The sequence below is a fragment of the Rhizobium sp. BK529 genome (assembly GCF_014194105.1).
Taxonomy (GTDB): Bacteria; Pseudomonadota; Alphaproteobacteria; order Rhizobiales; family Rhizobiaceae; genus Rhizobium.
The window spans coordinates 159458-181018 of sequence record NZ_JACIAU010000004.1 but is presented as its reverse complement, the minus strand read 5'-3'; the positions used below and the strand labels follow the sequence as shown (position 1 = coordinate 181018).

The following is a 21561-nucleotide window of genomic DNA, read 5'->3' as shown; positions in this document are numbered from 1 at the left end:
ATCATGGCCTTTCAGTCCACGCCGTCCGCTGCTCATCTCCGCCTCGACGCTTTTGCCGGCGTCTGGGAAGGGGAAGAGCATGTTGCGGCTTCGGCCTGGACGAAGGAAGGCAAGGCCAGCGCTTCGCTCTCCGGCGAGGCGCTGTTCGGCGGATTCTTCCTCCAACAGTGCTATCGCCAGATGCGTGACGGCGAAGTTTCCTTCGAAGCCCGCAATGTTTTCGGCTTCGATGGTTCGGATCAGACTTACAAGCTCTACCAGTTCGACAGCGTGGGTTTTGCCCCGCCCTCGCCGGCGTCCGGCGAGTGGAACGGCAATGAACTCGTGCTGATGAAAGTTTCGCCGCGCGGCAGACAGCGCACCATATTCACATTTGAAAATGAAGACTGCTACCGGATGGGCGTCAGCTTTTCGCCTGCAGGCAGCGATACTTGGCAGGAGGTCGTCAGCGGCATCTATCGCCGCGCGTCCCTCACGTCTTCCAACCTCTCCTAAACAAAGGCCTCGCATGTCCATTCTCGTCAATAAAGACACCAAGGTTCTGGTTCAGGGCCTAACCGGCAAGACCGGCACGTTCCACACCGAACAGGCGCTCGCTTACTACGGCACCCAGATGGTCGGCGGTATCCACCCGAAGAAGGGTGGCGAAACCTGGACCGGCTCGAAGGGCGAAAGCCTGCCGATCTTCGCGACCGTTGCCGAGGGCAAGGAAAAGACAGGCGCAGACGCGACCGTCATCTACGTACCGCCGGCAGGTGCTGCCGACGCGATCATCGAGGCGATCGATGCCGAAATCCCGTTCATCACTTGCATCACCGAAGGCATTCCGGTCATGGATATGGTTCGCGTCAAGGCTCGCCTCGACCGCTCCAAGTCGCGCCTGCTCGGGCCGAACTGCCCGGGCATTCTGACGCCGGAAGAATGCAAGATCGGCATCATGCCGGGCTCGATCTTCCGCAAGGGTTCGGTCGGGATCGTTTCCCGTTCCGGCACGCTGACCTACGAAGCCGTCTTCCAGACCTCCAATGAAGGTCTCGGCCAGACGACGGCTGTCGGCATCGGCGGCGATCCGGTCAAGGGCACCGAATTCATCGACGTGCTGGAAATGTTCCTGGCCGACGAAGCCACGACCTCGATCATCATGATCGGCGAAATCGGCGGTTCGGCTGAAGAAGATGCAGCCCAGTTCCTCAAGGACGAAGCCAAGAAGGGCCGCAAGAAACCGATGGCCGGCTTCATCGCGGGCCGTACGGCACCGAAGGGTCGCACCATGGGCCACGCCGGTGCTGTGGTTTCCGGCGGCAAGGGCGATGCGGAATCGAAGATCGCGGCAATGGAATCGGCAGGCATCAAGGTGTCTCCGTCTCCGGCTCGCCTCGGCAAGACGCTGGTTGAAGTCCTCAAGGGCTAAACCAACCTATATACCCCGGGCGGAGGAACGGCATCCCGGCCTCCGCCCGGCTCGCCATTTCAATGCGGATGCGCCGCGGACAGGCGGCAATCGGAATGCGGCAGCCGGCGACGAAGCCGGCAAATTCATCTAAGTCAGGAGGCGGGCGGAAGCGTCCGCGTAACACCATGGCACGGCAAGAAGCCAACGAGCAATTTCAGATCACCTCGTTTCTGGATGGCGCCAACGCTGCCTATATCGAGCAGCTCTACGCCCGTTATGAAGACGATCCCAACTCGGTCGACGATCAGTGGCGTTCCTTCTTCAAGGCGTTGGAAGACGATCCTGTTGATGTGAAGAAGGCGGCCAAGGGCGCTTCCTGGCGCAAGAAGAACTGGCCGCTGCAGGCAAGCGGCGATCTCGTCTCTGCGCTCGATGGCGACTGGGGCATTGTCGAAAAAGTCATCGAGACCAAGGTGAAGGCGAAGGCCGAAGCCGCTGGCCAGCCGGTAGCTGCTGCCGACGTTTTGCAGGCGACGCGCGATTCCGTCCGCGCCATCATGATGATCCGCGCCTATCGCATGCGCGGTCACCTGCACGCCAAGCTCGATCCGCTCGGTATTGCCGCTCCGGTCGAGGATTATCACGAGCTTTCACCTGAAAATTACGGTTTCACCGCTGCCGATTACGATCGCAAGATCTTCATCGATAACGTGCTCGGCCTCGAATACGCGACCATCCGCGAGATGATCGAGATCCTCGAGCGCACCTATTGCTCGACCCTCGGCGTCGAATTCATGCACATTTCCAATCCGGAAGAAAAGGCGTGGATCCAGGAACGCATCGAAGGTCCGGACAAGGGTGTTGCCTTCTCGGTCGAAGGCAAGAAGGCGATCCTCGCCAAGCTCGTTGAAGCCGAAGGTTACGAGCAGTTCCTTGACGTCAAATTCAAGGGTACCAAGCGCTTCGGTCTCGACGGTGGCGAATCTCTGATCCCGGCGCTCGAACAGATCCTCAAGCGCGGGGGCTCTCTCGGCCTCAAGGAAGCCGTGTTCGGTATGGCCCATCGTGGCCGCCTCAACGTGCTTTCACAGGTCATGGGCAAGCCACATCGCGCCATCTTCCATGAGTTCAAAGGCGGTTCCTACGCACCTGACGAAGTCGAAGGGTCCGGCGACGTGAAGTACCATCTGGGTGCTTCTTCCGACCGCGAATTCGACGGCAACAAGGTGCACGTCTCGCTGACGGCAAATCCTTCACACCTCGAAATCGTCGATCCTGTCGTCATGGGCAAGGCCCGTGCCAAGCAGGACATGAGCGCTACCGTCTGGGACGGTGACATCATTCCGCTGTCCGAACGTTCCAAAGTTCTGCCGCTTCTGATCCATGGCGACGCAGCTTTTGCCGGCCAGGGCGTCATTGCCGAAATCCTCGGCTTGTCTGGCCTGCGTGGCCATCGTGTCGCCGGCACGATGCACGTCATCATCAATAACCAGATCGGCTTTACGACGAACCCGGCCTTCTCACGCTCGTCGCCCTATCCGTCCGACGTTGCCAAGATGATCGAAGCCCCGATCCTGCACGTCAACGGCGACGATCCGGAAGCCGTCGTCTACGCCGCGAAGATTGCAACCGAATTCCGCATGAAGTTCCACAAGCCCGTTGTGGTCGACATGTTCTGCTATCGTCGCTACGGCCATAACGAAGGCGATGAGCCGTCCTTTACGCAGCCGAAGATGTATAAGGTCATTCGCGGCCACAAAACGGTCCTGCAACTCTATGCAGAGCGTCTCGTTCGCGAAGGCCTCGTCACCGACGGTGAAGTCGAAAAGATGAAGGCCGACTGGCGTGCCCATCTCGAGCAGGAGTTCGAGGCCGGCCAGCACTACAAGCCGAACAAGGCCGACTGGCTGGACGGCGAGTGGTCCGGCCTGCGCACGGCAGACAATGCCGACGAACAGCGCCGTGGCAAGACCGCCGTGCCGATGAAGACGCTCAAGGATATCGGCCGCAAGCTGTCGGAAATCCCTGAAGGCTTCAATGCGCATCGCACGATCCAGCGCTTTATGGAAAACCGCGCCAACATGATCCAGAGCGGCGAAGGGCTCGACTGGGCAATGGCGGAAGCACTTGCCTTCGGTTCGCTTGTCGTCGAAGGCCACAAGATCCGCCTGTCCGGTCAGGATTGCGAACGCGGCACCTTCTCGCAGCGCCATTCGGTTCTCTACGATCAGGAAACCGAAGAACGCTACATCCCGCTCGCAAACCTGTCGCCGACGCAGGCCCGTTACGAAGTCATCAACTCGATGCTTTCGGAAGAAGCCGTTCTCGGCTTCGAATACGGTTACTCGCTTGCCCGCCCGAATGCGCTGACGCTCTGGGAAGCCCAGTTCGGCGACTTCGCAAACGGCGCCCAGGTCGTCTTCGACCAGTTCATCTCGTCGGGCGAACGCAAGTGGCTGCGTATGTCGGGCCTCGTCTGTCTGCTGCCGCACGGTTATGAAGGTCAGGGTCCGGAACACTCGTCTGCCCGTCTGGAGCGTTATCTCCAGCTCTGCGCGGAAGACAACATGCAGGTCGCCAACGTCACGACGCCGGCGAACTACTTCCACATCCTGCGCCGCCAGCTGAAGCGTGACTTCCGCAAGCCGCTGATCCTGATGACGCCGAAGTCGCTGCTGCGCCACAAGCGCGCCGTCTCGACGCTTGCCGAAATGGCCGGTGAATCCTCCTTCCACCGTCTCCTGTGGGACGATGCCGAGGTCATCAAGGACGGCCCGATCAAGCTGCAGAAGGATGCCAAGATCCGTCGCGTCGTAATCTGCACCGGCAAGGTCTATTACGATCTTCTGGAAGAGCGTGAAAAGCGCGGCATCGACGATATCTACCTGCTGCGCATCGAACAGCTCTATCCGTTCCCGGCCAAGGCGCTCATCAACGAGCTGTCGCGCTTCCGGAACGCAGAGATGGTCTGGTGTCAGGAAGAGCCGAAGAACATGGGCGCATGGTCGTTCATCGACCCATATCTGGAATGGGTCCTTGCCCATATCGATGCGAAGTACCAGCGCGTTCGCTATACAGGTCGCCCGGCTGCCGCTTCGCCGGCAACGGGTCTGATGTCCAAGCATCTGTCGCAGCTCGCCGCGTTCCTCGAGGATGCGCTGGGCGGCTAATAAAAAAGGGGTGCGCGATGGCATATTTTTTCATGAGACTCGTGCCACCGCGCCCCACGTTCCCGCATGACGGAACCGGGGAGGAAATGGCGGCGATGAAACGCCATGCCGAATACTGGCACCAGAACGCTCTTGCAGGATCGGCGATTGCCGTCGGTCCCGTCTTCGAGGAGGAAGGGGCCTTCGGCATCGCGATCGTCGAGGTTGCGGACCAGGCGGCAGCGCGGGCGCTTGCCGATGCGGACCCGATCATCACATCCGGCTTCGGTTTCCGTTTCGATGTCTCGCCAATGCCCTCCATCATTCTCCGGCCACAGGCCGGGACCGCTATCTAACACGATAACAAGCACAATCAGGATTTGAACAATGGCCACAGAAATCCGCGTTCCAACACTCGGTGAATCCGTCAGCGAGGCAACCGTCGGCACCTGGTTCAAGAAGGTCGGCGACGCCGTGAAGGCTGACGAGCCCATTCTCGAGCTTGAAACCGACAAGGTGACCATCGAGGTTCCGGCCCCAGCTTCCGGCACGCTTTCGGAAATCGTCGCCCAGGCTGGGGAAACCGTTGGTCTTGGCGCGCTTCTTGGCCAGATCGCTGAAGGTGCGGCTGCCGCTGCTGCTCCTGCTGCCGCAGCTCCGGCAGCAGCACCCGCCGCTCCGGCTCCGACGCCTGCTGCTTCTGCCGCACCGGCTGCCGCCGCTGCAGCTCCGGCCGCTGCCGTATCCTCCATGCCGCCGGCTCCGGCTGCTGCTAAGATGCTCGCAGAAAACAATCTCTCGGCCGATCAGGTCGACGGCAGCGGCAAACGCGGTCAGGTCCTGAAGGGTGATGTCATTGCTGCCGTCGCCAAGGCTGCCGTCGCTCCGGCAGCGCCTGCCGCACCGCGTGGTCCGTCGACGGTAGAGGATGCCGCCCGCGAAGAGCGCGTGAAGATGACGCGCCTGCGCCAGACGATCGCCAAGCGTCTCAAGGATGCGCAGAACACGGCAGCCATGCTGACCACCTACAACGAGGTGGACATGAAGGCCGTCATGGACCTGCGCAACAAGTACAAGGACGTCTTCGAAAAGAAGCATGGCGTGAAGCTCGGCTTCATGGGCTTCTTCACCAAAGCTGTCACGCACGCCCTGAAGGAGCTGCCGGCCGTCAACGCCGAGATCGACGGCACCGACATCATCTACAAGAACTACTGCCACGTCGGCATGGCCGTCGGCACCGACAAGGGCCTCGTCGTTCCTGTCATCCGTGACGCCGACCAGATGTCGATCGCCGAAATCGAGAAGGAACTTGGTCGCCTCGCCAAGGCAGCCCGTGACGGTTCGCTGTCGATGGCCGAAATGCAGGGCGGCACCTTCACCATCACCAATGGCGGCGTCTACGGTTCGCTGATGTCCTCGCCGATCCTGAACGCACCGCAGTCGGGCATTCTCGGCATGCACAAGATCCAGGAGCGCCCGGTCGCCATTGGCGGTCAGGTCGTCATCCGTCCGATGATGTATCTGGCGCTATCCTACGATCACCGCATAGTCGACGGCAAGGAAGCCGTGACCTTCCTCGTGCGCGTCAAGGAAAGCCTGGAAGATCCGGAACGTCTGGTCCTGGACCTCTAAGCGGAGCGATCTGCCATGCGAGACCGGATCATGCGAGCGGCGGGCGCAGTATTCTGCGCCATGGTTGCCTTCATACCGGTCTCGGCGCTTGCCTTCGATGTGAACAAGGCGAGCAGCAATTTCGATCTTGTATCATTGAGCGATGCGGAGCTTTCCACACGCGCCATCAAGACCGTTGATATGGGCAATGTCGAGCTGACTTCGGGCCGTATCGTTGCTGCCGATCCGTTGGCGCAGCCGGATCGGCCGGCCTTGGCGAAAACGGTTCCCATCGGCGATTATCCAGTGCGCCTCTATGAGGCCTTTGGACGGGTTGCGGCTGCAAGCATGCGTTTTGCCGATGGCAAGCCCGATCATTGGGAGCTTGCGACACTTCCCGGTCAGGATGTCGCTGCGCTGAAGGATGACGAGATCTTCGGCTATCCCGTCGATGCCGGCCTCGGCAGTTATATGGATGCCGATACGCTTGTGCTGATCGGGCAGCGTGAGCAGCAGGTGCAGACCCAGAAGCCGGATTCCGATGTAAATTATTATGACGATGTGGTCGCTTCGGAGCTCGATGCCAACAAGGGCGTCTATGATCTCCATCGGCCAATCAAAGGCAAGAAGGGCAATATCGCAATCTTCTGGAGCGGTTGGGGCGATGGCTTCTATCCGGTTTTCTGGGGATTGGACAAGGACGGGCGTCCGCTGGTGCTGCTGACGGATTTCCAGGTCACTGAGAATGCTGACGGCCGCAGGGAGCCGAACCATCAATGAGCGGGGCGGGGCTATGCTGACCAAGCGGAAGGGCGCAGTCGCGATGATGATCGCCGCGCTTGCCTGCGCGCCGGCTTCGGTCATCGCTGCCGAGTGCAGGCAGGCCAACGCAATCTATGCCGATCGCGATGGTGCCTATGAGCTGCGCTTTTCGCCGATAACATCTGAAGCCGCAACTTCCAGCCACCGGTTCAAGCTCAGTGCACTCAAGACCCCTGTCGTGATGGATGGTTACGTGATGCCGTCGGATGATCCGGAGCGGACCATGGGCATGGTGCTGTTCAACTGCCCGGATGGCGACGTCACGGGTGCCGACCTCGATGCCTGTACAGTGTGGCAGGGCTTTGTCTATCGCGCAGGTGCCGATGGCAGGCTCGACAACCTGCAGTCCGGTAATAGTCCTGCCGCGGAAAAAATTGTCTTTCCCGGTCTCGGCCCGGCGATCCGCCAATCTTCCGTCTGGGGTGACGGCAAGGCAAAGGTGGCGCCCTGGGACGTCCTCGATTTCAAGGGATGCGCACAATGACCGACAGCCCCGTTTTACTCGTTACCGGTGGTAGCCGCGGCATCGGCGCTGCAGCCTGCCTGGTTGCTGCCCGTCACGGCTGGCGTGTCGCGGTGAACTATGCCTCCAATGAGGACGCTGCAAATTCCGTCGTTTCCGAGATCAAGAAGGCCGGCGGCGACGCGATCGCCGTCAAGGGCGACGTTGGAAATGCCGCCGATATCGTCGCGATGTTCGAGGCGGTCGACAGATATTTCGGGCGGCTGGACGGGCTGGTGAACAATGCCGGTGTCGTTGATTACATTGCAAGGGTCGACGAAATGTCGGCCGCGCGCCTTGAACGGATGATGCGGATCAATGTGACCGGTTCCATCCTTTGCGCCGGCGAGGCTGTACGACGCATGTCGGCTGCCCATGGCGGGCAGGGCGGTGCGATTGTCAACATCTCCTCGATGGCCGCGGTGATCGGCGGGCCTGCGCAATATGTCGACTATGCCGCCTCCAAGGCAGCCATCGATGCTTTCACGGTCGGGCTTTCCAAGGAAGTCGCAGCTGAAGGCATCAGGGTGAACGCCATCCGGCCCGGCATCATCGAAACCGATATTCATGCCTCGGGCGGACAGCCGGACAAGCCAAAAGAAATGGCTTCATCGATCCCGATGAAGCGAACCGGACAGGCGGAAGAGGTAGCCGACGCGATCGTCTATCTGCTCTCGCCTTCGGCATCCTACATAACAGGCGCGATCCTCAACGTGAGCGGCGGGCGCTAGTCAATAACGCAAAAGGAAAAAGCAATGTCTTATGATGTGATCGTTATCGGAACCGGCCCTGGCGGCTATGTCGCGGCAATCAAGGCTGCGCAGCTTGGCCTCAAGGTCGCGGTCGTCGAAAAGCGCGCCACCTATGGCGGCACCTGCCTGAATATCGGCTGCATTCCCTCCAAGGCGCTGCTGCATGCTTCCGAAATGTTCCATGCAACCCATCACATGGATGAACTCGGCATCGAGGTCGCTGCTCCCAAGCTCAACCTCGACAAGATGCTGGCGCACAAGGACGCGACGGTAAAGTCCAACGTCGATGGCGTTGCCTTCCTGTTCAAGAAGAACAAGATCGACGCCTTCCATGGCACAGGCAAGATTGTCTCCGCCGGCAAGGTATCGGTGACCGCCGAAGACGGCACGGTTCAGGAAATCGAAGGCAAGAACATCGTCATCGCCACGGGCTCCGACGTGGCGGGCATTCCGGGCGTGAAGGTTGGTATCGATGAGAAGATCATCGTCTCCTCGACCGGCGCGATCGCTCTCGAGAAAGTGCCGGAAACGATGATCGTTGTCGGCGGTGGCGTCATCGGTCTCGAGCTCGGCTCGGTCTGGTCGCGTCTCGGCGCAAAGGTTACCGTCGTCGAATTTCTCGACAAGATTCTCGGCACGATGGATGCGGATGTTTCCAAGCAGTTCCAGCGCATGCTCGGCAAGCAGAGTATCGACATCAAGCTGAGCTCCAAGGTAACCGGCGTCGAGAAGGGTGACAACGGCGCCAAGGTGACCTTCGAATCGGTCGCGGGCGGTGCTGCCCAGACGCTCGAAGCCGATGTCGTTCTCATTTCCACGGGCCGTATTCCGTACACGGCCGGCCTCGGTCTCGAAGAGGCAGGCGTCAAGCTTGACAATCGCGGCCGCGTCGAAATCGACGGCCACTTCAAGACCAATGTCGAAGGCATTTATGCGATCGGCGACGTCGTGAAGGGTCCGATGCTGGCGCATAAGGCTGAAGACGAAGGTGTGGCTCTCGCCGAAATCCTCGCCGGGCAGCACGGCCATGTGAACTACGACGTGATTCCGAGCGTCGTCTACACTCAGCCGGAAGTCGCTTCCGTCGGCAAGACTGAAGAAGAGCTGAAGGCTGGAGGCGTCGCCTACAAGGTCGGCAAGTTCCCGTTCTCGGCGAACGGCCGCGCCCGCGCCATGCTGGCGACGGACGGTTTCGTCAAGATCCTGTCCGACAAGGAAACCGACCGCGTGCTCGGCGGCCACATTGTCGGCTTCGGCGCCGGCGAGATGATTCACGAGATCGCCGTGCTGATGGAGTTCGGTGGTTCCGCTGAAGACCTCGGCCGCACCTGCCATGCGCATCCGACCATGTCGGAGGCCGTGAAGGAAGCAGCGCTCGCCGCATTCTTCAAGCCGATCCATATGTAAGATTAAATATCAGCAATCATTCATAATGCCGCTTGCCTTCAGACGAGCGGCATTTTTATTTGTTAGGCAAGCTTTGCTAACTCTTTGACGAAAGCCAAGAATATGAATGATCGCGTCGTTGTCGGCTACAGCCTCCCTCAACGTTTCCTTCACTGGGCGACCGTGCTGCTGGTCCTCTACAATCTTCTTTTGCCCGATGGGATGAATGCCTGGTATCGGCTTGTCCGCCGTGGCGGGACGCCCTCGCCGGAACAAATCGCTTCGGCCAATATCCATGCCTATGTCGGCATTGCCATCCTGCTTGTGACGGTCCTCAGGCTCTGTCTGCGCTTCGTGCAGGGCGTGCCGCCTGAATCCGCAGGCGAGCCGGCAATCTTTCGCCTTGCCGCGCGGCTTGCGCATGCAAGCCTCTATGTGCTGCTGCTCGCCCTGCCCGTGTCAGGTATCGCGGTCTATTATCTCGGTGTGGAAGCATTGAGCTCGCTGCATGCCGATATCCTGAAGCTCATCCTGTGGATCGTCATTGTTGCGCATGTATTCGGCGCGCTGGTTCACCAGTTTTACTGGAAGACCGATGTTTTGCGGCGGATGACTATCGGTTAAAGACTAGCCCGGTCAGTTGACCGCCGTGACCGTGAAACCCTGCTGGCGCAGCAGTTCTATGACACCTTCCTTGCCGGGAAGGTGCAGGGCGCCAACGGCCATGAAGACGTTGCCGTGGGCGAGGATGGGTGTGGCGCGTTCGGCCATAACCTTATTGCGGTCAAGGATGACGCGTTGCTCGAAGGCGGCGTAGTCGCTGTCCTCGTCGCTGCCTTCGGGTGTGACGGTCTTCAGCATCGGCATCGTCATGCCGATATCGCCGGAGAGATAGATATCGGTCATGGTCTCAACGACATCGTTCATCCTGGCTCCGAGTTCCAGGGTTTCGATCAGCGACTTCAGATGAAATTCGACTGGTAGCTCCGCCATGGCCTGCAGCTGTTCGGCCAGCGTTTCCAGGCCCTTGACCTGCTTGCCTTCGGCCGCCGCATCGGCAGCGATCTTCTGATCGAGGAACTGCCCGCCTTTTGCCTTGCGGGCGATCTCGCAGGCGGGAAGTGCCACTGCGCTTGCGATCATCCAGGGGCGCATGCGGGAAACGGCCGATAACGGGATGCCGCGCTGCTTCAGACCGGTTTCGAGACGGGTGTAATCTTCAGGAGAAAGAAGCTTCTCGATCGTGGTGCCGTCCGTGAACATCATCAGGTCCGGTCTCATCAGAAGCGAGGCAGTGGCCTTCTTCTCATCGAGGATTTCGTCGGACTCGATGATGATCGTATCGGCGCCGTCATGGGCGGTTTGTGCGCGCGGCGGCAGGTTCAGGACGCGCGGATCGGTGACGTGCATGGTGCCGAGCAGCCAGGAGGCTTTGAGACCCGGTTTTTCGATCTTCCAGAAAATGCCTTTGCCGTTTGGCGTCGCATCCGCTTCCTTCACGGCGTCGGCGTAACGGGCGGGGTCCTTCTGCTGCAGTTCGGTCAGCAGATTCGCTCCGGTGCAATTATCCTCAGCAGCATCGGCCGTCGTGACGGAAAAGACGACGGAGAGCAGCGCGGCGACGAGCAGCATGTGGAAGGCTGCGAACAGCCAGAGCAGGATATTGCCCGGCTGCGCGATATGGAAAGTCCGGTGGCCGATAGAGATCGTCATGCTGGTAATCCGGTCACAAATGCCTCAAGTGTCATGCTGTACGCCGGGCTTGCGCATATTCCTTTAAGAGACAGTGTTAACGAAGGATTAAGCGCGCGGATGGGCCTTATCATACACTTCCAGAAGCCTTGACGCATCGACGCCGGTATAGACCTGGGTGGTGGAAAGGCTGGCGTGGCCGAGCAGTTCCTGAATGGTGCGCAGGTCGCCGCCGCCGGCCAGCAGATGGGTGGCGAAGGAATGGCGCAGCGCATGCGGGGTTGCGGAATCCGGCAGGCCGAAGGCACTGCGCAGTTTCTGCATGGCGCGCTGGATGATGGCGGGCTGTAGTCTGCCGCCGCGCGCGCCGCGAAAGAGCGGCTGGCCTTCGTCAAGATGAAAGGGGCAGAGCTGTCGGTATTTCTCGACGGCTTCAAGGACGATCGGCAGCAAAGGCACGAGGCGCGTCTTGTTGCCCTTGCCGGTAATGCGCAGCGTCGTCGTGCCGGCACTGATTTCGCTTGGCTTCACGTCGAGCGCCTCTGAAATGCGCAGGCCGCAGCCGTAAAGCAGTGTCATGACAGCCGCATCGCGAGCGGCAATCCATGGCTCGTCATGAAGTTGCGCGTCGTTACTGACAACGGTTATAGCCTGTCTATCAGAGAGTGGCTTCGGAAGAGATTTCGGTTGTTTCGGCGATCGCACAGCGCCAGCGCCCGCAGCGTTGACGAGGCCTTTGCGTTCCAGATAGCGCAAAAGGGAGCGAAGGCCGGCGAGATTGCGACCGAGTGAGCGGGCACCGGTTCCATCGCGGCGGCGGGCTGCCAGGAAAGCACGGAAGTCGGCGGGGCGCAGCGTCTCAATGTCGCGCAGCGTCGTGGGGCCGCCGAGATGACCGGTCAGAAAGGTCAGGAACTGGCGTGTGTCGCGCTCATAAGCATCGAGCGTATGCTCGGAAAGACGGCGTTCGCGTGTCAGATTTTCAAGCCAAGCGTTGCGCTCCGCCATCAGGTGTGGATCGGCGATGATCAGAAGTTCATTCACGGCCATGGCTCTTGAATTTGATTTCCATAACCCCAATTCTGAAACAGTGGCGTTATGGAATTGCTAATGCTTGCCAAGCCCTTGTCATGTATCGATCATAATTCACTGAGATAGCTTGTAGCTCCGTTAAGACAGGAATTTTTATGGCACGGCGCGACTCGATGACGGCTTTCGGACAGCTTGCGGAAGCGATCGCCTTGGTCTCGCACGGAAAACCCGGCCATATCGTCGATACGCTGATCGCCGAGCGCGGTCAGAAGATCGTCCGTCATCCGCTCTGGCCTGTCATGCGGCCGTTTCTCTACACATTGCTGCGCTATAACAGGGCGATCGAGTTCGCCAATGATGTCGCCAATATGCCTGGCTTCCAGTCGTTCGAATATATGAGCAACCTGCTGAAGCTCGATATCAATGTTAAGAATGCCGAGCGCATTCCGGCATCCGGCGGTTTCATTCTCGTCAGCAACCACCCAACCGGCATTGCTGACGGCGTGGCCGTATTCGATCTTTTGAAGACGCGCCGCCCGGATATGATGTTCTTCGCCAATCGGGATGCAGTGCGCGTCAATCCACGCTTTGCGGAAATCATTATTCCGGTCGAGTGGCGCGAGGAATTCAAGAGCAAGCTCAAAACACGAGAGACGCTGCAGCTGACCAATCACGCGGTAAAGGAAGGCAAGGCGACCGTGCTTTTCCCATCGGGCCGTATCGCCTACTGGGCAAACGGGCGCCTCAATGAGCGGCCGTGGAAGACATCTGCGGTTGGCCTTGCCCGCAAATACAGTCTGCCGATCCTTCCCGTTCACATGACGGCGCGCAATTCCGGCCTGTTTTACTGGTTCGCCAAATGGTCGACCGAGCTGCGCGACATGACGGTTTTTCACGAGCTTCTGAACAAGAAGGGTGACCGTTTTGATTTCGTTATCGGCAATCTCATTCCGGTTGAGCAGCTTGACGGCGATCTGAACGAGGTGACGAAGGCTCTGGAAAATCACACTATCCGCGACATGGCTGCAGATGGAGATGCGCAGTTCATACCTGTCTTCGATCCGTCTGCGCAACCGGCTGAATCCGTGGCCGTCTGACCTCTTTATGGTTCCAATTTTTTGTCGTTGCGGGCATGGTCTGCCGCAATGAGTACAGATTCGTCCGATCTCTTTGGCGCACTTTTCGAAGCCCCGCCCGTGAACCGCACGGTTCCGGTGCTGGTGCCGATGCCGGCGCCAAAACCCTATTCCTATTCAGTACCCGAAGGCATGGCGGTCGAACCCGGTTCAGTCGTGCAGGTGCCGCTTGGTCCGCGCCAGGTTATCGGTGTCGTGTGGGACGGTGGCGAGGATGGCGTCGATCCGAAGAAGCTCAGGCCTATTACCCATGTCTTCGACTGCCCGCCGCTCAACAAGGAAATGCGGGATTTCATCGACTGGGTGGCGGCTTACACGCTTTCTCCGCCGGGTCTGGTGGCGCGCATGGCGCTGAGGGCGCCGAATGCCTTCGAGCCGGAGCCAATGGTAGAAGGATTGCGCTTCGTCGGCGGCGAACCGGAACGGATGACACCGGCGCGCGCGCGCGTGCTCGATACCGCAGCGGACGGGCTCCCTTGGACACGCATCGGTCTTGCCCATGCGGCGGGCGTCTCTACCAGTGTCGTCGATGGGCTGATCGCACAGGGCATTTTCGAGACGATCTTCCTGCCGCCGCCGCCTGTCGTCGCTAGGCCCGATCCGGATTTTATCGGCTCCCGCCTCGACGGTCCGCAGAAAGATGCCGCCGAAGAAATCCTGGACGAAGTGCGCAAGGGCGAATTTGCAGTCTCGTTGATCGACGGCGTGACCGGATCAGGCAAGACCGAAGTCTATTTCGAGGCGATTGCCGAGACGCTGAGGCGTGGCAAGCAGGTGCTGATCCTGCTGCCGGAAATCGCGCTCACGGCGAGTTTCCTCGAACGCTTTCAGAATCGTTTTGGGGCGAAGCCTGCCGAGTGGCATTCCGATCTTGCGCCGCGGATGCGCGAAAAGGTCTGGCGGCAGGCGGTGACGGGTGAGGTGAGGGTCGTCGCGGGCGCGCGATCGGCGCTGTTTCTGCCTTTCGAGGATCTTGGGCTGATCATTGTCGATGAAGAGCACGACCCGGCCTACAAGCAGGAGGATCGCGTCTATTACAATGCGCGTGACATGGCGGTCGTACGGGCGCGGATCGGCGATTTCCCTGTCGTGCTCGTTTCGGCGACGCCATCGGTGGAAAGCCAGGTCAACGGCCAGAGTGGACGCTACAGCACGATACACCTGCCTACGCGTTTCGGCGATGCGGCTTTGCCTGACTTGCATCTGATCGACATGCGACGCCATGCGCCGGAGCGAGGCGGCTTTCTGTCGCCCGTGCTGATCAGGGCGATCGGCAAGACGGTGGAAAAGGGCGAGCAGGCGCTGCTCTTCCTCAATCGGCGCGGCTATGCGCCACTGACGCTTTGCCGTGTGTGCGGCCATCGTTTCCAGTGCCCGCGGTGTTCGAGCTGGCTGGTGGAGCATCGCTTCCGCCGGCAGCTGCAATGCCACCAGTGCGGTCATTCCGAGCCGACGCCGGAGGCCTGCCCGGAATGCGGAACGCTCGACCACCTCGTCGCCTGCGGGCCGGGTGTGGAGCGTATCGCAGAAGAAGTGGAGCGCCATTTTCCCGACGCGCGCACCATCGTGCTCTCCTCCGATATCATGGGTGGGGTGAAACGGCTGCGGCTGGAACTCGATGCCATCGCCAAGGGCGAGGCGGATATCGTCATCGGTACGCAGCTCGTTGCCAAGGGACATAACTTTCCGCTGATGACATTGGTCGGCATTGTCGATTCCGATCTTGGGCTGGCGAACGGCGATCCGCGTGCAGCGGAGCGGACGTTCCAGCTTCTTTCGCAGGTCACGGGCCGTGCCGGGCGAACCGGCCTCAAGAGCCACGGTTTGCTGCAGACCTATCAGCCGCAGCATCCAGTCATGCAGGCGATCGTCTCCGGCGATGCGCGCGCCTTCTACGACCGCGAAATCAGCGAGCGTGAGCGTGCGATCCTGCCGCCATTTGGCAGGCTCGCCTCAATTATCGTTTCGGCCGATACGCGTCATGATGCGGAGAACCATGCGCGTGGTATGCGCAATGCCGCACCGCAGGTTTCCGGCATTTCCGTTCTCGGCCCGGCAGAGGCGCCGCTGGCGCTGGTGCGTGGCCGTCATCGTTTCCGTCTGCTGGTCCATGGACGCCGCAATTCAGACATGCAGGCCTATCTGCGGGCGATGTTGTCGCAATCGCCGAAGGAGCGCGGCTCGGTTCAGGTACAGCTCGACATCGATCCGCAGAGCTTCCTGTAGATCGTTTTCACCCGGCGTTTCCGCAACCGGCCGATCATGGCATAAACGTAGAATCAGCTGATGATTGGGGTCGATGCATGGAGTTTGAATTTCCGACGGAATTTGGCGAGCAGCTTGCCTTCGGCGCGGCCGCCTTCACCGCCTTCGCGGGCTTCGTGATCATGTTCGCGCCCGGTCTTGCGATGCGGGCGTTCGGTCTGGCCGCGCGTGGCGAACGTTGTGAAGGCTTTAGCGAAGTCCGGTCGATGGGCGGCTTCTATCTCGGCCTCGGCCTCGGTGCGATCGTACTGGCCCAGCCTTTGATCTATACGGCCTTCGGAGCGGCGTTCGTGATGGCCGCTTTTGCCCGCATCATCTCCATCCTGTCAGACAAGGGGAACACGCTCCTCAATTGGTTACTTCTGGTTGTGCAGGCGCTTGTCGCGGCGCTGCCTCTGCTTTACGTATTTGGCTTCCTGCAGAGCTGATTAAACGTATTAAAGAATACGTCTCACAGGCTGCTTTCGGGCGTTTCGGCATTTTTGCCGGCAGAAAATCGAGCGAAACACGTATTCCGGCATTACGCGTGTTGCGAGTCCGAATATCCTATGTTAGACGGACCCCGAATTTCGGAAGAAGCAAGAGGCTTCTCTTGCGATTTCTGGGGGAAATCAAAACGAATTCAAAGTCATAAGTTCGGCGCCCGCCGAAAGTCCGGTTTTGAATTGAAATCAGGGAAATTTGTGCCCGTGGCAGACACGTCCCAGCTTACTTCTGGTGTTGCAGAGCGCTATGCCTCGTCGCTTTTCGAGCTGGCCCTTGAAGAAGGCGCCGTTGACAGCGTTACCGCCGATCTTGACCGATTCCAGACTATGCTGGATGAAAGCGAAGACCTGAAGCGCTTTGTTCTCAGCCCGGTTTTCTCCGCAGAAGATCAGCTCAAGGGGATCATCGCGATTAGCGAAAAGGCTGGCATTTCGGGCTTCTTCGCCAACTTCCTGAAGGTCGTGGCGCGTAACCGTCGTCTGTTTGCCCTGCCGGGCATGATCAAGGCCTTCCGCATCATTGCTGCCAACCAGCGTGGCGAAATTTCTGCCGAAGTCACTTCGGCCCATGCTCTGACAGCAGAGCAGGAAAATGAATTGAAGGCGGCGCTGAAGGGCGTCACCGGCAAAGACGTGGCAATTGCTGTCACGGTTGATCCGTCAATTCTTGGTGGTCTGATCGTCAAGGTCGGGTCCCGTCAGATTGATACGTCTCTTCGTACCAAACTCTCTACCCTTAAGCTTGCATTGAAAGAGGTCGGCTGATGGATATCCGCGCTGCGGAAATTTCCGCAATTCTTAAAGACCAGATCAAGAACTTCGGCAAAGAGGCAGAAGTCTCGGAAGTCGGCCAGGTTCTCTCCGTTGGTGACGGTATCGCTCGCGTTTATGGTCTGGACAACGTTCAGGCTGGTGAAATGGTCGAGTTCCCCGGCGGCATCCGCGGCATGGCGCTGAACCTTGAATCCGACAACGTCGGTGTCGTTATTTTCGGCTCCGACCGTGACATCAAGGAAGGCGACACCGTCAAGCGTACTGGCGCGATCGTTGACGTTCCGGTTGGTCCGGAACTGCTCGGCCGCGTCGTCGACGCTCTCGGTAACCCGATCGACGGCAAGGGCCCGATCAACGCGACCCGTCGTGCGCGCGTCGACGTCAAGGCTCCAGGCATCATTCCACGCAAGTCGGTTCATGAGCCGATGTCGACCGGCCTCAAGGCTATCGATGCTCTGATCCCAGTCGGCCGTGGCCAGCGTGAGCTCGTCATCGGCGACCGCCAGACCGGCAAGACCGCCATTATTCTCGACACGTTCCTGAACCAGAAGCCGATCCATGACAACGGCCCTGATCAGGACAAGCTTTTCTGCGTCTATGTTGCCATCGGCCAGAAGCGCTCGACTGTTGCCCAGTTCGTCAAGGTTCTGGAAGAGCGTGGCGCGCTGAAGTACTCGATCGTCGTTGCCGCTACGGCTTCCGATCCGGCTCCGATGCAGTATCTTGCTCCGTTCGCAGGTTGCGCAATGGGCGAATACTTCCGTGACAACGCCCAGCACGCGCTGATTGGTTACGACGACCTGTCCAAGCAGGCTGTTGCTTACCGCCAGATGTCGCTGCTGCTGCGCCGCCCGCCGGGTCGCGAAGCCTATCCGGGCGACGTTTTCTACCTGCACTCGCGTCTTCTTGAGCGCGCTGCAAAGATGAACGACGACAAGGGCGCCGGTTCGCTCACTGCTCTGCCGGTCATCGAAACACAGGGTAACGACGTTTCGGCCTTCATTCCGACCAACGTGATCTCGATCACCGATGGCCAGATCTTCCTCGAAACCGACCTGTTCTACCAGGGTATCCGCCCGGCCGTTAACGTCGGTCTGTCGGTTTCCCGCGTCGGTTCTTCGGCCCAGATCAAGGCGATGAAGCAGGTTGCCGGCTCGATCAAGGGCGAACTCGCCCAGTATCGTGAAATGGCCGCCTTCGCCCAGTTCGGCTCGGACCTCGATGCTGCAACGCAGCGCCTGCTGAACCGCGGTGCTCGCCTGACCGAACTCCTGAAGCAGCCGCAGTTCTCGCCGCTGAAGACGGAGGAGCAGGTCGCTGTGATCTTCGCAGGCGTCAACGGCTACCTCGACAAGCTGCCGGTTGCTCAGGTCGGCAGGTTCGAGCAGGGTCTGCTGTCCTACCTGCGTTCGGAAGGCTCTGCCATCCTGGATACGATCCGCACGGAAAAGGCTATCAGCGACGCGACGAGGGGTGCGCTGACCGCTGCTCTCGACAGCTTCGCCAAGTCTTTCCAGTAATCGGGCCCTAGGTTAGGACGGATAACGGATGCCTTCACTTAAGGATCTGAAAAACCGGATCGCCTCCGTCAAGGCGACGCAGAAGATCACCAAGGCGATGAAGATGGTCGCCGCGGCGAAGCTTCGGCGTGCGCAGGAGGCGGCCGAGGCCGCCCGGCCTTACTCGCAGCGTATGAATGCGGTCCTGGCGAACATCGCCAAGGCCGTTTCCGATGCGGATGGCGCGCCGGTCCTGATGACCGGTACCGGCAAGGACCAGGTTCACCTGCTCGTCGTTTGCACGGCCGAACGCGGCCTGTGCGGCGGCTTCAACTCGCAGATCGCCCGCTTTGCGCGCGATCATGTCCGCAAGCTCGTCGCTGAAGGCAAGACGGTGAAGATCTTCACCGTCGGCAAGAAGGGCTATGACATCCTGCGTCGCGAATTTGCGTCGATGATCGTCGAGCGCAAAGAACTGCGTGACGTCAAGAAGATCGGTTTCGAGAATGCCGACCAGATCGGCAAACGTATCATCGAGATGTTCGATGCCGGTGAATTTGACGTCTGCACGCTGTTCTACTCCGAGTTCAAGTCGGTGATCAGCCAGGTTCCGACCGCGCAGCAGCTCATTCCGGCAAAGGCTCCCGAAGCTGTCGCCGAGGATGCCGATCATGCCGGCGCTGTCTACGAATACGAGCCGGATCCGACGTCGATCCTTGACGATCTGATCCCGCGCAATGTCTCCGTCCAAATCTTTCGCGCTCTCCTCGAGAACGTCGCGGGCGAAATGGGCGCCAAGATGAGCGCGATGGACAATGCGACGCGCAACGCTGGTGAGATGATCAACAAGCTGACGCTCAATTACAACCGTCAGCGTCAGGCTCAGATCACCAAGGAACTGATTGAAATCATTTCGGGCGCGGAAGCGCTCTGAGTTAGGAAAAGAGGGTAAGAAAATGGCTGAGGCAGCTACCCGCTCTGTCGGCAAAGTCACCCAGGTTATCGGCGCCGTCGTCGACGTTGCTTTCGAAGGCGAACTGCCGGCGATTTTGAACGCGCTCGAAACCGACAACAACGGCAACCGTCTGGTTCTCGAAGTCGCTCAGCATCTGGGCGAAAACGAAGTCCGCACGATCGCCATGGACTCGTCTGAAGGTCTCGTTCGCGGCCAGCTGGTTACCGATACCGGCGCTCCGATCTCGGTTCCGGTTGGTGACGAAACCCTCGGCCGTATCATGAACGTCATCGGCGAGCCGGTCGACGAAGCAGGCCCGCTGAACACCGCTCACAAGCGCGCTATCCACCAGGACGCTCCGGCCTATGTCGAGCAGTCCACGGAAGCGCAGATCCTCGTCACCGGCATCAAGGTCGTTGATCTTCTCGCCCCCTATGCAAAGGGCGGCAAGATCGGTCTGTTCGGCGGTGCAGGCGTTGGCAAGACCGTTTTGATCATGGAACTGATCAACAACGTCGCCAAAGCGCATGGTGGTTACTCCGTCTTCGCAGGCGTGGGTGAACGTACCCGCGAAGGCAATGACCTTTACCACGAAATGATCGAATCGGGCGTCAACAAGCATGGCGGCGGCGAAGGCTCCAAGGCTGCACTCGTTTACGGCCAGATGAATGAACCGCCGGGCGCCCGCGCTCGCGTCGCTCTGACGGGTCTGACGGTTGCTGAACACTTCCGTGACCAGGGCCAGGACGTTCTGTTCTTCGTCGACAACATCTTCCGCTTCACGCAGGCTGGTTCGGAAGTGTCGGCTCTGCTTGGCCGTATTCCTTCGGCCGTGGGTTATCAGCCGACGCTCGCAACCGATATGGGCCAGATGCAGGAACGCATCACCACGACGACGACGGGCTCGATCACCTCGGTTCAGGCCATTTACGTTCCGGCCGACGACTTGACCGATCCGGCACCGGCAACCTCGTTCGCCCACCTGGACGCAACAACCGTTCTGTCGCGCTCGATCGCTGAAAAGGGTATCTACCCGGCTGTTGACCCACTCGACTCCACGTCGCGGATGCTCGACCCGATGGTCGTTGGCGAGGAGCACTACGAAGTTGCTCGTAAGGTTCAGTCGACGCTGCAGCGCTACAAGGCCCTGCAGGACATCATCGCCATCCTGGGCATGGACGAACTGTCTGAAGAAGACAAGCTGTCGGTTGCCCGCGCCCGCAAGATCGAGCGCTTCCTGTCGCAGCCGTTCTTCGTTGCAGAAGTCTTCACCGGTTCGCCGGGCAAGCTGGTTGCTCTCGAAGACACGATCAAGGGCTTCAAGGGTCTCGTGAACGGCGAATATGACCATCTGCCGGAAGCTGCTTTCTACATGGTCGGCTCGATCGACGAAGCCATCGAGAAGGCCAAGAAGCTCGCTGCTGCTTGATGAGCGACGCTCAGGACGAGATATTCTGCTGCGACGCCCTCAAGAGTGTCGTGGCAGAACTTCCTGAACCGGCGGCGCCGACCATCTACCGTGCCGATAACGGTGTGATGATGATGGTCGTCGGGTTGGCTCAGACCGAGGAAGGCCTTGGCTATCTCGACCAGGCGATAGTGCACTGCCCGTTCTGCGGGACCAAATTGCAAGATGCAAAAGCCATAGCCGAGAAGGTAAGTCACTGATGGCTGACAATTTCAACTTTGAGCTCGTTTCGCCGGAGCGTCTGCTGCTGTCGGAAATGGTGACCGAGGTCGTCATTCCTGCCACTGAAGGCGAAATGACGGTCATGGCCAACCATGCCCCGACGATGACGACCATCAAGCCGGGCATCGTAAGCGTTCGTTCCTCTTCCGGCTCGAAGCAGGATTACGTCGTGTTCGGCGGTTTCGCTGACGTCCTGCCCAGCGGCTGCACGCTGCTTGCTGAATCTGCCGTTCCGGTGGAAGAACTAAACAAGGACGAACTGACCCGTCGCATCGAAGCTGCGAAGAAGGAACTCGAGGATGTCGTGCATCACGAGCACAAGTCCAAGCTCGAGCACTTCATCATGGAGATGACCCGCCTGCAGGGCATGGTCGGTCAAGACTGATCGGTTCAGTCAGACATCATAGAGTGGATAGAA

21 protein-coding genes are annotated in these 21561 nt (G+C 59.6%); 19 read left to right on the top strand and 2 right to left on the bottom strand.

The window, feature by feature from the left end:
• Positions 1 to 3 precede the first annotated feature (3 nt).
• The 10 genes from FHX08_RS23670 to FHX08_RS23625 all read left to right on the top strand — a co-directional run bounded on the left by FHX08_RS23670 (position 4) and on the right by FHX08_RS23625 (position 10239).
• Positions 4 to 495 (top strand): DUF1579 family protein, encoded by a 492-nt coding sequence (locus FHX08_RS23670; protein ID WP_132655708.1) that lies wholly within the window; start codon positions 4 to 6, stop codon positions 493 to 495.
• 13 nt (positions 496 to 508) lie between these two features.
• The gene (gene sucD, locus FHX08_RS23665) at positions 509 to 1411 is read left to right on the top strand and encodes a succinate--CoA ligase subunit alpha (protein WP_064707972.1); all 903 of its coding nucleotides are present in this window, start codon (positions 509 to 511) and stop codon (positions 1409 to 1411) included.
• A gap of 167 nt (positions 1412 to 1578) precedes the next feature.
• Positions 1579 to 4563: a 2-oxoglutarate dehydrogenase E1 component gene (locus tag FHX08_RS23660; protein ID WP_132655706.1), complete on the top strand. Its 2985-nt coding sequence runs from the start codon at positions 1579 to 1581 to the stop codon at positions 4561 to 4563.
• A 17-nt stretch (positions 4564 to 4580) separates the two neighbouring features.
• Positions 4581 to 4898, top strand: a complete 318-nt coding sequence (locus tag FHX08_RS23655) for a YciI family protein (protein WP_132655704.1) — start codon at positions 4581 to 4583, stop codon at positions 4896 to 4898.
• A 31-nt stretch (positions 4899 to 4929) separates the two neighbouring features.
• Entirely contained in the window at positions 4930 to 6174 is a 1245-nt protein-coding gene (gene odhB / locus FHX08_RS23650) for a 2-oxoglutarate dehydrogenase complex dihydrolipoyllysine-residue succinyltransferase (protein WP_132655702.1), read from the top strand.
• A 15-nt stretch (positions 6175 to 6189) separates the two neighbouring features.
• On the top strand, positions 6190 to 6933 hold the full coding sequence (locus FHX08_RS23645; protein WP_132655700.1) for a DUF4241 domain-containing protein: 744 nt from the start codon (positions 6190 to 6192) through the stop codon (positions 6931 to 6933).
• On the top strand, positions 6926 to 7459 hold the full coding sequence (locus tag FHX08_RS23640; RefSeq protein ID WP_409527419.1) for a hypothetical protein: 534 nt from the start codon (positions 6926 to 6928) through the stop codon (positions 7457 to 7459). The genes FHX08_RS23645 and FHX08_RS23640 overlap by 8 nt, the downstream gene beginning before the upstream one ends.
• Positions 7456 to 8208, top strand: coding sequence for an SDR family oxidoreductase (locus FHX08_RS23635; protein WP_132655696.1), 753 nt, complete (start codon positions 7456 to 7458; stop codon positions 8206 to 8208). Before FHX08_RS23640 ends, FHX08_RS23635 begins: the two co-directional genes overlap by 4 nt.
• Positions 8209 to 8232: 24 nt before the next feature.
• Positions 8233 to 9636: a dihydrolipoyl dehydrogenase gene (gene lpdA, locus FHX08_RS23630; RefSeq protein ID WP_132655694.1), complete on the top strand. Its 1404-nt coding sequence runs from the start codon at positions 8233 to 8235 to the stop codon at positions 9634 to 9636.
• A 102-nt stretch (positions 9637 to 9738) separates the two neighbouring features.
• Positions 9739 to 10239, top strand: coding sequence for a cytochrome b (locus tag FHX08_RS23625; RefSeq protein WP_132655692.1), 501 nt, complete (start codon positions 9739 to 9741; stop codon positions 10237 to 10239).
• Positions 10240 to 10251: 12 nt separating this feature from the next.
• On the opposite strand, the gene FHX08_RS23620 is transcribed toward FHX08_RS23625, so the two are convergent.
• Positions 10252 to 11328, bottom strand: a complete 1077-nt coding sequence (locus FHX08_RS23620) for a TraB/GumN family protein (protein ID WP_132655690.1) — start codon at positions 11326 to 11328, stop codon at positions 10252 to 10254.
• Between the two features lie 87 nt (positions 11329 to 11415).
• Positions 11416 to 12351 (bottom strand): tyrosine recombinase XerC, encoded by a 936-nt coding sequence (locus FHX08_RS23615; protein ID WP_132655688.1) that lies wholly within the window; start codon positions 12349 to 12351, stop codon positions 11416 to 11418.
• Between the two features lie 143 nt (positions 12352 to 12494).
• On the opposite strand from FHX08_RS23615, the gene FHX08_RS23610 reads away from it, so the two are divergent.
• From FHX08_RS23610 to FHX08_RS23570, 9 genes are all read left to right on the top strand, one after another.
• Complete coding sequence (locus tag FHX08_RS23610) at positions 12495 to 13436, top strand: GNAT family N-acetyltransferase (protein ID WP_132655686.1); 942 nt, start codon at positions 12495 to 12497, stop codon at positions 13434 to 13436.
• Between the two features lie 48 nt (positions 13437 to 13484).
• On the top strand, positions 13485 to 15701 hold the full coding sequence (locus FHX08_RS23605) for a primosomal protein N' (protein ID WP_132655684.1): 2217 nt from the start codon (positions 13485 to 13487) through the stop codon (positions 15699 to 15701).
• A gap of 77 nt (positions 15702 to 15778) precedes the next feature.
• Positions 15779 to 16168, top strand: a complete 390-nt coding sequence (locus FHX08_RS23600; RefSeq protein WP_132655682.1) for a DUF4345 domain-containing protein — start codon at positions 15779 to 15781, stop codon at positions 16166 to 16168.
• A gap of 255 nt (positions 16169 to 16423) precedes the next feature.
• The gene (locus FHX08_RS23595; protein ID WP_132656289.1) at positions 16424 to 16990 is read left to right on the top strand and encodes a F0F1 ATP synthase subunit delta; all 567 of its coding nucleotides are present in this window, start codon (positions 16424 to 16426) and stop codon (positions 16988 to 16990) included.
• Complete coding sequence (gene atpA / locus FHX08_RS23590; RefSeq protein WP_132655680.1) at positions 16990 to 18519, top strand: F0F1 ATP synthase subunit alpha; 1530 nt, start codon at positions 16990 to 16992, stop codon at positions 18517 to 18519. The genes FHX08_RS23595 and atpA overlap by 1 nt, the downstream gene beginning before the upstream one ends.
• Positions 18520 to 18547: 28 nt before the next feature.
• The gene (locus FHX08_RS23585) at positions 18548 to 19432 is read left to right on the top strand and encodes a F0F1 ATP synthase subunit gamma (protein ID WP_132655678.1); all 885 of its coding nucleotides are present in this window, start codon (positions 18548 to 18550) and stop codon (positions 19430 to 19432) included.
• A 22-nt stretch (positions 19433 to 19454) separates the two neighbouring features.
• Positions 19455 to 20882: a F0F1 ATP synthase subunit beta gene (gene atpD, locus FHX08_RS23580; protein ID WP_132655676.1), complete on the top strand. Its 1428-nt coding sequence runs from the start codon at positions 19455 to 19457 to the stop codon at positions 20880 to 20882.
• Positions 20882 to 21121, top strand: a complete 240-nt coding sequence (locus FHX08_RS23575; protein ID WP_132655674.1) for a hypothetical protein — start codon at positions 20882 to 20884, stop codon at positions 21119 to 21121. Before atpD ends, FHX08_RS23575 begins: the two co-directional genes overlap by 1 nt.
• The gene (locus FHX08_RS23570) at positions 21121 to 21528 is read left to right on the top strand and encodes a F0F1 ATP synthase subunit epsilon (protein WP_132655672.1); all 408 of its coding nucleotides are present in this window, start codon (positions 21121 to 21123) and stop codon (positions 21526 to 21528) included. The genes FHX08_RS23575 and FHX08_RS23570 overlap by 1 nt, the downstream gene beginning before the upstream one ends.
• Positions 21529 to 21561 lie beyond the last annotated feature (33 nt).

Coding starts and splice junctions, on each gene's coding strand:
- atpD (WP_132655676.1), top strand. CDS start 19,455: ATGGCTGAGGCAGCTACCCGCTCTGTCGGCAAAGTCACCCAGGTTATC.
- sucD (WP_064707972.1), top strand. CDS start 509: ATGTCCATTCTCGTCAATAAAGACACCAAGGTTCTGGTTCAGGGCCTA.
- lpdA (WP_132655694.1), top strand. CDS start 8,233: ATGTCTTATGATGTGATCGTTATCGGAACCGGCCCTGGCGGCTATGTC.
- FHX08_RS23600 (WP_132655682.1), top strand. CDS start 15,779: ATGGAGTTTGAATTTCCGACGGAATTTGGCGAGCAGCTTGCCTTCGGC.
- FHX08_RS23585 (WP_132655678.1), top strand. CDS start 18,548: ATGCCTTCACTTAAGGATCTGAAAAACCGGATCGCCTCCGTCAAGGCG.
- FHX08_RS23605 (WP_132655684.1), top strand. CDS start 13,485: ATGAGTACAGATTCGTCCGATCTCTTTGGCGCACTTTTCGAAGCCCCG.
- FHX08_RS23670 (WP_132655708.1), top strand. CDS start 4: ATGGCCTTTCAGTCCACGCCGTCCGCTGCTCATCTCCGCCTCGACGCT.
- odhB (WP_132655702.1), top strand. CDS start 4,930: ATGGCCACAGAAATCCGCGTTCCAACACTCGGTGAATCCGTCAGCGAG.
- FHX08_RS23655 (WP_132655704.1), top strand. CDS start 4,581: ATGGCATATTTTTTCATGAGACTCGTGCCACCGCGCCCCACGTTCCCG.
- FHX08_RS23660 (WP_132655706.1), top strand. CDS start 1,579: ATGGCACGGCAAGAAGCCAACGAGCAATTTCAGATCACCTCGTTTCTG.
- atpA (WP_132655680.1), top strand. CDS start 16,990: ATGGATATCCGCGCTGCGGAAATTTCCGCAATTCTTAAAGACCAGATC.
- FHX08_RS23610 (WP_132655686.1), top strand. CDS start 12,495: ATGGCACGGCGCGACTCGATGACGGCTTTCGGACAGCTTGCGGAAGCG.
- FHX08_RS23635 (WP_132655696.1), top strand. CDS start 7,456: ATGACCGACAGCCCCGTTTTACTCGTTACCGGTGGTAGCCGCGGCATC.
- FHX08_RS23570 (WP_132655672.1), top strand. CDS start 21,121: ATGGCTGACAATTTCAACTTTGAGCTCGTTTCGCCGGAGCGTCTGCTG.
- FHX08_RS23625 (WP_132655692.1), top strand. CDS start 9,739: ATGAATGATCGCGTCGTTGTCGGCTACAGCCTCCCTCAACGTTTCCTT.
- FHX08_RS23575 (WP_132655674.1), top strand. CDS start 20,882: ATGAGCGACGCTCAGGACGAGATATTCTGCTGCGACGCCCTCAAGAGT.
- FHX08_RS23620 (WP_132655690.1), bottom strand. CDS start 11,328: ATGACGATCTCTATCGGCCACCGGACTTTCCATATCGCGCAGCCGGGC.
- FHX08_RS23645 (WP_132655700.1), top strand. CDS start 6,190: ATGCGAGACCGGATCATGCGAGCGGCGGGCGCAGTATTCTGCGCCATG.